Genomic DNA, 14,568 nt, shown 5'->3' with positions numbered 1-14,568 from the left:
TTAAAAGAGCCCTTCTGCCGAAACAGAAGGACTCTTCCTGTAAGAATTGAAATTCTTATTTTTCTGATTTAACCACACGAAGTGTTTGGTTTTCAGAAGCAGAAGCAATTCGGATAAGGTATGTTCCAGGAGCAAGTGCTGACAAGTCAGCCTGCATTCTGTGAATTCCTTTTTTCAACAATCCGTTTTGGATAGTTAGTTGCTCTTTTCCTGAAAGATCAAACAATACGATGGAAACTTCTTCCTCAGAAGTTGTGTTGAAATTGATCATTACTGAACCTGTAGTTGGGTTCGGATACAAATCAGCTGCAGGAGTGGTGGAACTTGTTTTTAGTGCACGACCTTCAGCACAATTTACGTTTACATTGATCTGCCCAGGAGTTGCGTTACAGTTGTTGAACGTACAGAACGTTCCGATAACGTTAATCACAGAATTAACAGATCCGATTTCAACGGTAGCGCAATTATCGCCTGTACCTGTTATAAATGCATCACCGGAAGCAACACTGTAGCTGTAAGAAGAAGCTCCGAAAACATGCGTTCCCAAACCTGTAACATCATCCTGAGAAAGTGTATCCCATTCAGTAATCAACGTAGGGAAACCTTCGAATCCAGGTAAAGCCGGATTTACAGTAATACCAGAGTAAACACATGCTTTACGCACCAATGTTTTGTTTTCAGTAGACCATCCGAAAGTAGCGCTTGTGGAATCGCTGTCTCTCCAGTTTGATCCCGGATCGTTTCCTACAGAACCAAAGATGTCTGCTACAGAAGAAGTATTTCCGTTGTACAATACCAACGCATCGTCACCGTTAAACTGCAGGTTTGCAGAGAAAATGTTCGGTGTACCACCCCAAGCCGTTGCAGACGGGTGCGCAATTACAATTGTTCCTCCTGCAGTAATAGTTCCTGAAAGTGCAATAGTGAAAGTTGGTGCTCCGGCAAATGATGCTCCATTGTGGAACGCCTGTAATTCATACCCTGCTAAATTGATGTCAGCACATGTTCCGTTGTAAATCTCTACGTATTTGTTGAATCCGCTTCCTTCTAAGTATTGAGAGAAAAATAAATCGGGAGCTTTTACCTTCGCGCAAGCCTCTACTTCTTTTCCTTCACATCCTTCCAGCGTGATCGGGCAATATTCTACCTGCGGGTAAACTAATACATACACATCTTCAGAAACAGCTTCACATCCGTCTTCGCTGCTCACTACTACATGGTAAGTTCCTGAACTTGCCGGTGTGTAAACATCCAGGTCAGCTCCTGCGATTGCCCCATCCTGATTATACCATTGGTAGAACGGATCGATGATTCCCGTTGTTGAAGTCAATTGCGGCATAGTCGCTCCGGCACACAACACAGTCGCTCCCGAAGTATTGATGGATACAGTCGGTTCTCCACAGGAAGTTGTTGATCCGCAGGTAAATGCGATGTCATCGATTCTGAACTGTGGGTTGGAAGACGAAGTACCAACCAATGTGCTTCTGAAACGAATGCGTAAGTTCGCTGCATAAGTTGCTGCAGGCAATTCCGCTCCAACCCGATACCACTTGGATGTTCCTGTTCCCGTTGGTAAAGCCGGGAATGTAATTCCTGTCCAGTTTGCCCCGTTGTCAACACTGTATTCCAGTACCAGGAAATCGATCCCGGTAGAAGCGTTCGTGTTTTTGTATAATCCGAAGAAAATCGAATCTTTTGCCTGGCAACCTGCTGCATTCACTCCCTGCATTTCAAAAATCTCCTGCGCTTGTATCAGGGAATTATAACTTCCGGATGCTCCTGTGTAACCGGTAGAAGGAGTGGTTGTTCTCATATCTGCAGTACCTGTGTATGTAAGTGCTGTCAAATCGAAATTTCCCGCCGCTTCTCTTGCGCTGATTGTCTGAGTACCGCTTCCTGCAGTCCCCATAGTTTCCAATAATTGTCCGTTAGCGACAAATCCTGTGAGTGCCAGTACACTCATTGTAAATAGTGATCTTACTACTGTGTTTCTCTTCTTCATAATTGAAATTTATTAAAGTGAATAGATGGTTTCGAAACCGAAGTAAAGTTACAACCAACTGATTTTAAAGGTTTAAAGCCAACAATAACAGTGCTTTAAGTTTTCTCAAAGCTTCCAATCAATATTAATTTTCAATGATTTAACAAAAACGAAAAAATCGATTTAGACTTATGAAAATTGAAGTAGTAGGGGGGTATTCCGTTTAAAATGTGTTGAACTTAAAAATTCTGGACTGATTTTTGATTTAAATAAGGTGATAAAAAAGAAATCAGTGCCTGTTTACCGGTTGTTATTTTTTTCGTTAAAACAGATATTAAAACACAGATTCTCAACCTTTTTTCAGAAAGCAAATACTTGCATAACATGCATTTCACAATTTGCTTAACCAACTTAAATTCGGGGTGCTTTTTTTAATAGAAGAAGCGGTTCCGTCAAGAATCAGCCAATACTTAAAAGTCACCTAAATTATCGGATAAAGCCAACAATGAAGTAAAAGAGGTGAGAAACCGCTCGAGTTCGTAACGGGTTTGGGGGTTGATATTGTCCTGCTGAATTTTCCCTTTAATTCCGGAAATCAACAAGGCAGTTTCATCCGTAAATTGGGCCATTAAGGTCTTCATCAATAACTGCAACTCTTCGTGCCCTTTTTCTCCCTGAGCAGAAGCTGTAATTAAACCACAAGGTTTATTGGAGAAAATGGTTGTGGAAACGCACCATTCAATCGCATTCTTTAAACCGGACGGAATGCTGAAGACGTATTCGGGAGTGCAGATAATGACTCCGTCTGCCTGGTCGATCAATGCCCGAAAAGCTACTATTTCCTGCGGTGTATTATTCACAGATAGTTCGGGATCAAAATGCGGAAGGGATTTTAATTCGTTAAAAACAATCCAGTTGAATTCGATCTTAGTGGAAGCTGCAAGGAATTCAACCAACTGCCTATTGGAAGAACTCTCGCTTGCGCTACCGATGATGGCGAGAATTGTTTTCATAAGCTTACTTCTTATCCCTTTTCGATTTCCACCAAACAAGCAGCATTCCAATTAATACTAATCCCATCAAGATGAGTATGGGAAGCGGAACACTTGAAATGAAAGACGGAGTAACGTTGTAAGTTTCTTCGTCTTTGGGCCAAGCCGAGGAATTTGAAAGGTTTAAAACGCTCAAAAGTTAAGAGTTAAAATGGTGATTTCGCTCAGTTACCAGCTCAGTCGCCTCCAGTTTAAATTAATTTCCGCTCTCCAAACGCTTCTGGCGCTGCATCGGGTTTTCGTTGCTTTGTTTTTGCTGGAACAACTGGAAACGTGTTGGTTTGGAAGCAGGAGGAAAGGAGTTGTTATTCACATCACAATCCGCTGTTTCCAGGAATGGGTCCAATTGGAAAGAAGCAACCGGTTTATCAAAGATCAGGACTTTGGTAACCGTGATGTCATCCATCTTCCAGATTTCAGCCGGAATACGAATTTCTTGTGTTGAACCGTCTTCAAACTTAGCCTGGACAATTAATGGAGTCACCAAACCACCTTTGTTGGTAAAGGACAATTCATAGAATTGCTTTTTGGAATCCAGTAATTTCTTTTGTTCCGGGGTTAGTTTCGACTGGAATTCTTCGTATTCCTTCTTATCCAAACGATCCACTTCATATACATTGCGCTTGGCATAGAAATCATCAATCAAGGTATCTCTTTCATTTACGGTTTGTTTGATCGATTCGCGGTTGCGGATATCGCCGATAAATTCCGGTTTTGAATCAGCTGCTTGCTTATTTGCAGCTTTCTCTATTTCCGGATTGTTCGAATTCAACTCAAAATGCTTCACATAATCCAATGAAACGTCCACGTATTCGGTGGAGTAGAACCAGCCTCTCCAGAACCAGTCCAGGTCCACTCCGGATGCATCTTCCATGGTACGGAACAAATCTGCCGGAGTAGGGTGTTTGAATTTCCAGCGCTCACAATACGTTTTGAATGCAAAATCGAACAATTCTCTTCCCATAACCGTTTCGCGCAGAATATTCAAAGCCGTAGCCGGTTTTCCGTAAGCATTATTTCCAAATTGCCAGATGGATTCTGAATTGGTCATGATCGGGGAAATGTATTTCTTGTCTCCACGCATGTAATCCGTAATCAGGTATGCCGGACCTCTTCGGGAAGGATATCCGCGTTCCCATTCCTGTTCTGTCAGGTATTGTACAAACGTATTCAAGCCTTCATCCATCCACGACCACTGACGCTCATCGGAATTAATGATCATCGGGAAGAAGTTGTGTCCGACTTCGTGAATAATCACGCCCCACATCCCATATTTGGTTTGTTCCGAATACGTTCCGTCCTCATTTGGTCTTCCTCCATTGAAACAGATCATCGGGTATTCCATACCGATTTGATTGGAGTGAACAGAAATCGCAACCGGATACGGATAGTCGATCGTGTATTTGGAATAGGTTTGGATCGTATGAGCAACCAATTTAGTGGAGTAGCGCTCCCAAAGCGGGTTTCCTTCTTTCGGGTAAAACGACATACACAGGATATTCTTTCCTTTTACGACCGTATTCTGCGCGTCCCACATGAATTTGCGGGAAGTAGCGAATGCAAAATCACGCACATTCTTCGCTTTGAACGTCCATGTTTTGGTGGTTGTGGCTTTGTTCTTTTCCGCATTTTCAGCTTCGGCCTGTGTTACGATCAAAACAGGAGTATTTGAAGACTTTGCTTTCTCCATGCGCTGTTTTTGTTCAGCTGTCATAACAGCGGATCCGTTTTGCAATTCGCCGGTCCCCGCAACAATGTGATCCGACGGAACAGTGATCGAAACTTCGTAATCCCCGAATGGAAGCGTAAATTCTCCTTTCCCCAAAAACTGTTTGTTCTGCCAGCCTTCCACATCATTGTACACGCACATTCTAGGAAAGAACTGTGCGATCGTATACAGGTAATTATTGTCCTTTTCGAAATATTCATACCCGGATCTTCCGCCGAATTTCATCCGATCATTGATATTGTACCACCATTTGATCCGGAATGAAATACTTTGTTTCGGTCCCAAAGGTTTTGCCGGATCAATGCGCATCATGGTTTTATTGATGGCATAATGCATTTTTTCTCCGTTTACAGTTGTCACCATTTCGATGTTAAATCCACCTTCAAAGGTCATCAATTTTCGTTCTACATCCCTGATTGACTGGAAATCTTCCATTTTCTCCACCGCAATCAGTTTGCTGTCGGAATCCGGTTTGAAAATATTCTGGTCGAGCTGCAGCCACAAATATTCCAGTACATCCGGTGAATTATTGGTGTATGTGATGACTTCTTCTCCACGAATCATTTGTTTGGAATCATCCAGCGTCAGGTTCATTTTGTAATCTGCTTTTTGCTGGTAATATCCATGACCGGGTGCTCCGGCTGCCGTGCGGTATTCATTCGGAGTCGGAAGCTCCACGTCCAATTGAGCAAATTTCGTTTGTGCCGAAACATTCAGCGCTGCAAGGACAAGTGAGAAAGAGAGTGTTTTCTTCATAATTACAGGGTTATGACTTCTGTAGGTTTAGCGGGCAAAAATACAGCTGTTTGTTTTTCGTTATTTCGAATAAAGGTGATTTTGTTTTGTTGATCCGGGAAGGATTCCATCAGGAGATTGAAGCAGAACGTCAATTTGGTATCTAATTTCACCGGGGCACTTTCCAAGTAAGCATACAGCATTCCATTGGGTGAGACATCGAATCCGATCAATGTCAATGAAAGCGCCAGGTCGCCATTGCTTATTTTAAAGCCTTGAGCCAGGTAAGTTTCCAAGTTTTTTTTAAAAGCCTGGTTCTTTACCTGATCCTCGATGTGTTTGTCCAGGTTGGTTCCGGATCGTTTCATATCGAATTCCACATCGTGAGCACTCATTTCCAGCGTAATCTCCAGCTTTTTGGTCGACGCATTGTATTCCACTTCACCAAAGGCAAAATAATACTCGTGAGCATTTACTGAAAACAGAACGAAAAAAAATGCAAAGACTGCAATGAGTTTCTTCATAAAGTAGAATGTTAGCACAAAAATAACAGAATGGTCATAGCACACAACCGATTTTGGACTAAAGGAAGAATAATCCGGTTGAAGGGATTGATTTTTCTGATGAGCGAAGATTTAGGTTTCTTGCTTAACTCTGTTGGTTCAAGGAAATCAAAATGTTCAAAAAGTTCAAATCTGACACATTGAACTTTTTGAACTATTGAACTTTTCCCTCGCTTTGAGCAATTTACGATTGCTCAGCTCAGTCTTCACCCGCTATTGCGGGCTCTTATTACCTTTTGCGTGATCAGCCAGGAATTGTGCCAATCCGTTATCTGTAAGCGGGTGTTTTGCCAATGCCAGGATAGCGCTTAACGGTCCTGTCATAACGTCCGAACCGATTTCCGCGCATTGAATAATATGCATCGGGTGACGGATCGAAGCAGCGAGGATTTCCGTTTCAAATCCGTAATTGTCATAAATGACACGTATTTGCTGGATCAGGTCTAAACCGTTTGTGGACACATCATCCAAACGTCCGACAAACGGAGAAACGTAACTAGCACCGGCTTTTGCAGCCAACAAAGCTTGTCCTGCGCTGAAGATCAGGGTACAATTCGTTCTGATTCCCTTGGATGAGAAATACTTGATAGCTTTGATTCCTTCCGGGATCATCGGGATTTTCACCACGATATTCTTATGTAATTCAGCCAAGGTTTCTCCTTCACGGATCATTCCTTCAAAATCCGTTGCAATCACTTCCGCACTAACCGGACCATCTACAATGTTGCAGATATCCACATAATGTTTTAAAATATTGTTCTGACCTGTAATTCCTTCTTTGGCCATTAAAGACGGATTGGTTGTTACTCCGTCCAAAATCCCTAAATCATTTGCCTCACGAATGTCGTTCAGGTTTGCTGTATCAATGAAAAATTTCATGTTTTATCTATTTGGGGAACAAAGATAAACCCATTTAGTAAGTAATTGCGAATTACAATTGCGAATCTTTGTTGTCCGGTTAAATTTCCAACCCCATCTAATAATCCTCTTTGTACCCCTACTTACCTTACAGCTTTCGCTCTAACGTTTGTCGATGTTTCGTCTTCACTTGTTTTTCGAGTATAGGTATTATTAATAAATGAATTTTGCTTTTGGCATTAGACGCTCCAATTTCTTTATTTTTTCCTTGTTAACAGGATTGTCAATTAATGTTACCTCTTTCAAATTCTTGAGCTCGATTAAATCCTCAGGTAAGGTGGTTAATTTGTTATTGTATAAGTTTAATTCTTCCAAATTACTTAGCAGTTTAATTTCTAAGGGCAATGTCTCGATGTTATTTCCGCTTAAATGAATGACACGTATTTTTTTCGCTTTTGAGATATCTATTAAGAGATGTTTAATATCTAATTCTTCTTGATTTATGAAGCCAAATTCCTCTAAGTTACTCATTCTTGAAAAGTTGATTTTTGGAGATTTCATCTGGTTACACCCAAGGTGTAATTTTGCCAATTTTGGAAATTTATGAAGCTTAGGCAAAACTGATTGGTAATCCAATTTATACATACTGGTTAAATCAAGTTCTTCTATGTTTGTAAGAGTATAGAATTCATCAGGAAAGTTTTTGATGTCAGTATGATATAAATCCAATTTCCTCAGTTTAGAGAGTTCTACAATTCTGGGATCAAAATTTGACAATTCGTTACAACAGATGTTTAAATATTTGAGGTTCCGATATAGAAACAGCGAATCTGGAATTTTATCATTTAACTTTTTACCGAGATCCATCTCTATGATGGTATCCCGATAATCTTCTCGTTGAACGTCATTTTCATTCGCTGAAGTACAACCAATGAATACAAGAAACAATAATATATAGGTTAATCGTACTAGCATTTCATTACGTTTTCCAAATAGGCAAAGGCGCCTTCTCGAATATATGCATTTTTGCGCTTTTGCTTATTTGGTGTTATAAGTATTTATTTTATTCGTACGATGTAATTTGTCAAACCTTTTATTGTGTCTTTACATATTGACATAGGTGGAATAATTGCATCTTTTATAGTATCAACTCCTTGACTTTTTGCTACAAACATTAATGCAGATGTCCAATTACAACCATCGCATCCTTTTTTTGAAGGAATCACAATTTTGCTGCCTATAAAATCCAAATGTCGCAATTTATCTGCGTTTGGTTGACAATATTTACAACAAGAGTTTGTGGTGTGATAAATTTCAATCGTGTCACCGATATTTATGGAATAAGCTGATTTGTTCTTAAATACTTTAATGTTTCGAAATTCATTATTAGGGTTTGATTGTTTATCATTCACATTGCTACATGCTGCAATTAAAAATAAAATAAAAGGTATGCTATATTTCATGTTAAATTGTGCTACAGTTGCTTATAACTTGTATATATGCGCAACTCCAAATACTTACAACCGCTTACAGCCACTTAAAATCGATTTTCAAACAGAATCTCAGAATAGTTACAAAAAGTATGGGTCACGTTATTGCTTCAATACTACACAATAATTCTGAAAGCCAGCACACTGTTTAAAAATTCCTAGGAGTTTGACGAAAAAGCCGAGGTCGGAGAAGTGTGAGTTTGAGCAAGAGTGTGAGGAGGAATTATTTTAGAAGCCAAAATATGGGCAAAAAAAGAGGGGTAAGCTACTCTTATCGCACCGCTACAACCTCTTACCTTTGCTACGTTCCCGTCCTGGAGGAATTAGAGGGAGCTGGTCGTAAAAGACTTACCCCGCCGCAAAATTAGTCATTTATTGGAGAATTGAGATAGAAAAAATGTTTTTTTCGAAATATCGGTTTAACAAAGACGTAACCGTTTCTTTTTCAGGCGATGTTGTGGATGAACAACAAAGAGGTACGAATTGGGATTACAATACTTGTAATTACCATCGCTTTTTTTGTAAACGAATTAACTAAATGGTTTACTTGCCGCCGAATAAACAAACTTCAAATAAGCTCCTTCCGGTTTATTCTCGTGAAATCCGTTCCGGCTCAATACTGTGATTGCTTTTTCATTGTCTGGTTTTGTGAAAGCAACAACTCCATTTAACACCATGTTATTCAATCCGAAATCGACCACCATTTGAAGGGAAGTTGACATGAAGCCCAAACCACGAAATGCAGCTTTCAGAACAAATCCAACCTCTCCAACACCGTTTTCAAACCCACGATAATATCCGATAAACCCCATCAATTCATTGGTCTCATTGTTTTCGATAACCCAATTAACGGAATTTCCGTCCAAGTAATTTTGATTCGTTTTTTCTACGATTTGAATTCCTTCTTCCAGGGTTGCTGCTGTTTTACCGTCGTAGGTGAGAGCTTCCAGCAAAGAAGAAACATCTTCCATACGGATTTCACGTAGAAGCAGCTCTGCGGATCTCAATTCCGGAAAAACAGCATATGGGGGGAGGTTCATTTTTTATCTAAAAATAATTCGAATGCTTCAAAATAACTAAGCACAAAATCTACTATTACTGTCATTCCACTTTTAAGAGCGTTTCATCCAAAGCTTCCAAACCGTGTTGTGCGACCAATAACTTCAACTGTCCGATGTATTGGGCTGTTTCGTGCAATGATTTGAACAGGAGTGGGGTGAGCCATTCCACATTATCCTGAAGCCCTTGGTTGAATTGCAGGAAGACGTTCATCCATTGCTTGTAATTGTCGCGCTCCAACGATTCCCAATACATTTCAGGAAGCACATCGTTCAAATCCGATTCTATTTCCAAATCCAATATCCCCGCAACTGCGATGTGTTGTGAATTGATCAGCTGGGAAACAGCAAGCTTCATATCCCAGGGAATATCCTGATCGTCTTGCGTTAAATGCACCATCCAACTCAAATTCAATTGATGGATGTACGCAAATCGCTGCTGGAAAAAATCAAGCATTCAGAGTTGTTTCAAAGAGGAAATTGTTGCCTTCGGATCTGCGCTGTTAAACACAAAACTTCCGGCAACCAGGGCCTGAGCTCCAGCTTCAACGAGTAATTTTCCGGTTTCGGTATTCACCCCGCCGTCCACTTCAATGATTGCTTTAGATCCTGATTTCGCGATTAATTCTTTGGTCTGCTTCACTTTTTCAATGGCCTGGTGAATAAATTTTTGTCCGCCGAATCCCGGGTTTACGGACATGATCAATACCAGGTCCAGATCTGCAATTACATTTTCCAGCACCGAAACCGGTGTATGCGGATTCAATGCTACTCCGGCTTTCATTCCCGCTTCATGGATTGCTCCGATCGTACGGTGCAGGTGGGTACACGCTTCGTAATGAACGGTCAGAATATCTACGCCGGCTTTTGCAAAATCAGCTACATACTGATCCGGATTCACAATCATAATGTGGCAGTCGATGGTCTTTTTCGCTACTTTTTTTAATGCCGAAATGATCGGAAAACCGAAAGAAATATTGGGAACGAATACTCCGTCCATTACGTCAACATGAAACCAATCCGCCTCACTTTGATTGATTAATTCAAAATCGCGTTCGAGGTTTCCAAAATCGCAGGATAGAATGGAAGGGGCAATGATAATCGACATGTTTTTTAATTTTTTACAAAAGTAATTTTAAAATTATGAATTAAATAACTATCAATTATTAAGTGAAAAACACTTGATAATTGAATCGTTGATAATTGTTAATTGACTTTCGGGTAAATCTTCATCATTTTCAGGTATTTCTCATCGCGGTCGTACACATCCGGGAAGAACACCAGGTTCCCTCTTTCATTTACGGTTACTGTTATGTAATCTACCTGCATTGGAATAGGTTTTCTGAGGGAAATGGTAAAGTGTTCCTTCCTTGCAATAAGTGTATCGAGTGAATCGCGTGTCATTTTCTGTTTGTCGTCGCGGGTGAGTATAAAGCGTGCCAATGAATCCGGCAGGTCGCACCGCATGCAACCGTGAGAATACGCGCGAATATCCTTATTGAAAAAGCCTTTGGCAGGTGTGTCGTGAATATATACTCCATATTTGTTGTTGAATTCGAATTTCACCAATCCCAAAGCATTGTCTTCCCCGGGTTCTTGTCTTACTCTGAACGGAAAGTTCTTTTCTTTATACCGTTTCCAGTTAATGGTGGTAGGGTCCACTTCCGTTTCACCGCGGTACACTTTGTAATGATTTTTTGCTGCATAATTTGAATTGCGTTGAATAGCAGGCAAGAATTCCTTGCTGGCAATGGATTGCGGCTGCGTCCAATAAGGTAACGAAACAATGGCCCGCAATTTTGAGCTCAGCTGCGGGGTTTGATTTTCCGGTTTACCAACAACGATACGGTGCTCCGAAAGTAAACTGTCATTGTAAAACAACCGCAATTTGTATTCCGGAATATTTACCCACAGGTATCTGTCAAGCGGAAAAGGTTCGCGCCATCTCCACCTTTCCATGGATAAAATGGCTCGGTGGCATTTGTACCGCTCTGATTCGTCCAATGCTTTACGGGTGTAAACCCCGATAACTCCATCTGCCTTCAATCCGTTGTCTGCCTGAAATCGTCCCATTGCATCCCAGAAAGACGCATCGTCTGTTTTCTTCGAATCCAGGTAATCTTTATCAATCAATGATTCTGTGGAAAGCGCAATACAACGCAACGAATCTTCCACTAACGCAGGAATTTCAAAATGAATGTCCGAAAGTTCTTTTTTGGATGCATAGCGGAACAATCCTTTAGCCAAAGCCTGGTATTCCGGCCTGGAAGGCCCCATTTTAGCCAGCCAGTTCCCCCAATTCTTTACAGTGTCCATTTGCCTGATGGATTTCCCCAATGATTTCAGATCGATAGAAACAATCGGTCTGTATGCATTGACAGCCGTATCGAGGAAACCAACCTTCAAATCCTGCTGTAATTGCGCCAAACGGGCAGTCAGTAAAAATTCCTGAATGATCGAAGAGCTTGTCAGGGAGTCCTCCTTAAATTCAAAAAAACGATTGTCCGGCAAGCCAAGTGCACACGGAAAATCCAGCAACGCCTTCCATTTGGTCCCTTTTTCCAGGAGCATCGAATCATTTGCCCAGACCGGTCTGAAATCACGGGATTCGTAGAATGCGTAAACAGAATCTCTGATCCCGTCCGGAAAATTCAGTTTTGTTAATAAATCCGACTCGATTGCCAGGGAAATGCGTTTTTTCAATGATACTTTTCGGTCAAAAACAGGATCTGTTTTATCAATTTCAGAATTACATCTTATGAGAATAAGTGTGAGGGTGGCTGTGAGAAATAGTAATAGAACTCTGCTAAATTTCATATACGGATTCAAAAATAATGAGCAATTTTAACGCAAGATACTTATTCCCCAGAACATGGAACCTCAAATTTATTCCACATACATCATTCTTGCCATCACGGTACTCGTTTCCCTGATCGGGTTTAATAATCCGCGTTTCCTCGACCGGTTCCTGTTCTGGCCTTACAAAGTAAGAGAGAAGAAACAATACTACCGGTTCGTGACCAACGTATTCCTTCACGGAGACATGCAGCACCTGCTTTTCAACAGCTTTACCTTTTTTATATTCGGACCGTACCTGGAACGGAAATTAATGGTCATTTACCACGATGTGATTATGACCCAGGTTGTTTTTTGGACACTGATTTTCGGTTCGATGATCACTTCGAGTATTTTTTCTTATTACCGTCACCGGTTCAATTATTCCTATCGTTCCCTCGGCTTGTCGGGTGTTGCCAGTGCGGTGCTCTTTGCTATGTTTACACTTGAACCGACCATGGAAATCCGGAATTTATTCCTCCCGATTCCCATTAAAGCCTGGATGTATGGGATTCTTTACCTGGGTTTTGAAATCTACTCCAGCCGCAACCCTAAAACAAATATTGCACATGATGCGCATATATCCGGTGCAGTTTTCGGGATTGTTTTCATTTTAATTACTAATATTGAGAAAGTGATTCAGGCATTTCAAAACCTACTTTAAATGAGCGATCAGGAATTATTCGTAAACAACAACGGTAAAATCATCAGTAACACAGGACCTTCCATTACTGCCGGAAACAGGGGTTACACTTACGGGGACGGACTTTTTGAAAGTATCCGGGTTATGAACGGAAAGGCTATAAACCTTTCGCATCATTTTTCACGTTTGAGTGAAGGGGCAAAAGTTTTAAAAATGCGTCTGCCGGCTTTTTACACCACTGAATTCTTCCAGCAGCAAGTGGATGAACTGATTCAATTGTGCAAGATTACGGAAGGTGCACGGATTAGACTTTCAATTGATCGTTTAGGCGGAGGAACTTATTTACCTGATACTAATGAGGTTAGTTATTTTATTGAAATCTATCCCATTGAAAACAATTTGTTCAGTTTGAACTCAAAAGGGCTGGAAGTAGATCTTTATCAGGAAATCCGGAAAACCAAAAACATTCTGTCGAACTACAAAACCAAAAACGGGATTCTGTATGTTTTAGCTGCAATTTCCGCGAAAGAAAAGGGCCTGGACGACATGCTTATCACCAATGACAACGGACAGATCCTGGAAAGTTCACACAGCAATATTTTCGTAGTCAGCAACGGCGTTCTATACACACCGAGCCTTTCGGATGGCTGCCTGGCAGGAACCATGCGCATGCAAGTGATTAACCTGGCACTGAAGAACGGACTGAAAGTTTACGAATGTCCGATCCTGCCTTCCAATCTTCTGGTAGCAGATGAAGTATTCTTAACGAACGCAGTACGCGGCATTACCTGGGTCGGGGGATACCGGACAAAACGGTATTTTAACACCACAGCGCGTAAAATTGTTGCTTTCCTGAATGAAGAATGGGACGTTTGATTCCGGCCTATTTTAATTGGAGCGGAGGAAAAGACAGTACCCTGGCGCTCTATGAAGTCCTTCAAAACAAGCAATTTGATATCCGGTATTTGCTGACCACATTCAATGAAGAAGCCGATCGCATTTCGATGCACGGAGTACGCAGTGAATTGCTTTTGGCACAAGCGGAATCGTTGGGAATTTCCGTAAAACAAGTTCAACTGCCCGCCAGCTCAGACATGCAGGCGTATGAATCAGTTATGAACAAAGCTATTCAGGAATTGAAATCGGAAGGGATCCAAGACTGTATTTTCGGTGATATTTTCCTGGAGGATCTGAGAATTTATCGGGAGCAAAAACTGCATGAAGTTTCCATTTCTGCGCATTTTCCTTTGTGGAAACAAGATACAAAAGAATTGATCAGGGAATTTATCGACCTGGGATTCAAAACCATCGTGGTTTGTGTAGATTCCTCCAAACTGGACGAATCATTTGCAGGAAGAGTTATCGATCATCAGTTCCTGGCAGATTTACCTGATAATGTAGATCCTTGCGGCGAGAACGGCGAATTCCACACCTTTGTTTTTGACGGACCGATTTTTAAAGATCCCATTCCATTTCAAGTTGGGGAGCAGGTGCTCAAAACGTATACTGCTCAGAACCAGCAAGGAGAAACTATAGAGTATGGATTCTGGTTCCAGGATCTTATTCCTCTTTAGTCTTTGAATTTCTCCGTTACAAAACCACGGTTCTTTTCCACCCGTTCAAG

At 41.1% G+C, this 14,568-nt stretch carries 14 protein-coding genes and 1 other RNA gene; 3 read left to right on the top strand and 12 right to left on the bottom strand.

Features of this window, described 5'->3' with window-relative positions:
• Positions 1–55: 55 nt before the first annotated feature.
• From FO442_RS01090 to FO442_RS01035, 12 genes are all read right to left on the bottom strand, one after another.
• On the bottom strand, positions 56–2,002 hold the full coding sequence (locus FO442_RS01090) for a T9SS type A sorting domain-containing protein (protein WP_144331288.1): 1,947 nt from the start codon (positions 2,000–2,002) through the stop codon (positions 56–58).
• 449 nt (positions 2,003–2,451) lie between these two features.
• Positions 2,452–2,994, bottom strand: coding sequence for an NADPH-dependent FMN reductase (locus FO442_RS01085; protein WP_144331287.1), 543 nt, complete (start codon positions 2,992–2,994; stop codon positions 2,452–2,454).
• A 235-nt stretch (positions 2,995–3,229) separates the two neighbouring features.
• Positions 3,230–5,518 carry a M1 family metallopeptidase gene (locus tag FO442_RS01080; protein WP_144331286.1) on the bottom strand — a complete coding sequence of 763 codons (2,289 nt, stop codon included), beginning with the start codon at positions 5,516–5,518 and terminating at the stop codon, positions 3,230–3,232.
• Between the two features lie 2 nt (positions 5,519–5,520).
• On the bottom strand, positions 5,521–6,021 hold the full coding sequence (locus FO442_RS01075) for a DUF6702 family protein (RefSeq protein ID WP_144331285.1): 501 nt from the start codon (positions 6,019–6,021) through the stop codon (positions 5,521–5,523).
• A 252-nt stretch (positions 6,022–6,273) separates the two neighbouring features.
• A complete protein-coding gene (gene fsa / locus FO442_RS01070; RefSeq protein ID WP_144331284.1) occupies positions 6,274–6,939 on the bottom strand; it encodes a fructose-6-phosphate aldolase in 666 nt (221 codons plus the stop codon).
• A 192-nt stretch (positions 6,940–7,131) separates the two neighbouring features.
• A complete protein-coding gene (locus FO442_RS01065) occupies positions 7,132–7,893 on the bottom strand; it encodes a leucine-rich repeat domain-containing protein (RefSeq protein WP_144331283.1) in 762 nt (253 codons plus the stop codon).
• A gap of 83 nt (positions 7,894–7,976) precedes the next feature.
• Positions 7,977–8,381 carry a hypothetical protein gene (locus FO442_RS01060; RefSeq protein WP_144331282.1) on the bottom strand — a complete coding sequence of 135 codons (405 nt, stop codon included), beginning with the start codon at positions 8,379–8,381 and terminating at the stop codon, positions 7,977–7,979.
• A 282-nt stretch (positions 8,382–8,663) separates the two neighbouring features.
• Positions 8,664–8,762: signal recognition particle sRNA small type (ffs, locus tag FO442_RS01055), an RNA gene on the bottom strand.
• A 176-nt stretch (positions 8,763–8,938) separates the two neighbouring features.
• Complete coding sequence (locus tag FO442_RS01050; protein ID WP_144331281.1) at positions 8,939–9,448, bottom strand: GNAT family N-acetyltransferase; 510 nt, start codon at positions 9,446–9,448, stop codon at positions 8,939–8,941.
• Positions 9,449–9,509: 61 nt separating this feature from the next.
• The gene (locus FO442_RS01045; protein WP_144331280.1) at positions 9,510–9,923 is read right to left on the bottom strand and encodes a hypothetical protein; all 414 of its coding nucleotides are present in this window, start codon (positions 9,921–9,923) and stop codon (positions 9,510–9,512) included.
• Positions 9,924–10,574 (bottom strand): ribulose-phosphate 3-epimerase, encoded by a 651-nt coding sequence (gene rpe, locus FO442_RS01040; protein WP_144331279.1) that lies wholly within the window; start codon positions 10,572–10,574, stop codon positions 9,924–9,926.
• A 98-nt stretch (positions 10,575–10,672) separates the two neighbouring features.
• Positions 10,673–12,283: a L,D-transpeptidase family protein gene (locus FO442_RS01035; RefSeq protein WP_144331278.1), complete on the bottom strand. Its 1,611-nt coding sequence runs from the start codon at positions 12,281–12,283 to the stop codon at positions 10,673–10,675.
• A gap of 55 nt (positions 12,284–12,338) precedes the next feature.
• On the opposite strand from FO442_RS01035, the gene FO442_RS01030 reads away from it, so the two are divergent.
• From FO442_RS01030 to FO442_RS01020, 3 genes are read left to right on the top strand one after another with little or no spacing between them, the layout of a single operon-like run.
• Complete coding sequence (locus FO442_RS01030) at positions 12,339–12,965, top strand: rhomboid family intramembrane serine protease (RefSeq protein WP_144331277.1); 627 nt, start codon at positions 12,339–12,341, stop codon at positions 12,963–12,965.
• The gene (locus FO442_RS01025) at positions 12,966–13,820 is read left to right on the top strand and encodes an aminotransferase class IV (RefSeq protein WP_144331276.1); all 855 of its coding nucleotides are present in this window, start codon (positions 12,966–12,968) and stop codon (positions 13,818–13,820) included.
• A complete protein-coding gene (locus FO442_RS01020) occupies positions 13,808–14,518 on the top strand; it encodes a Dph6-related ATP pyrophosphatase (protein WP_144331275.1) in 711 nt (236 codons plus the stop codon). The genes FO442_RS01025 and FO442_RS01020 overlap by 13 nt, the downstream gene beginning before the upstream one ends.
• The last annotated feature ends 50 nt before the right edge of the window (positions 14,519–14,568 follow it).

Origin of the sequence: Fluviicola chungangensis (assembly GCF_007558725.1) — a bacterium.
GTDB lineage: Bacteria > Bacteroidota > Bacteroidia > Flavobacteriales_D > Crocinitomicaceae > Fluviicola > Fluviicola chungangensis.
The sequence above is the reverse complement of the archived record's forward strand: the minus strand, read 5'-3'. Positions and strand labels throughout refer to the sequence as shown.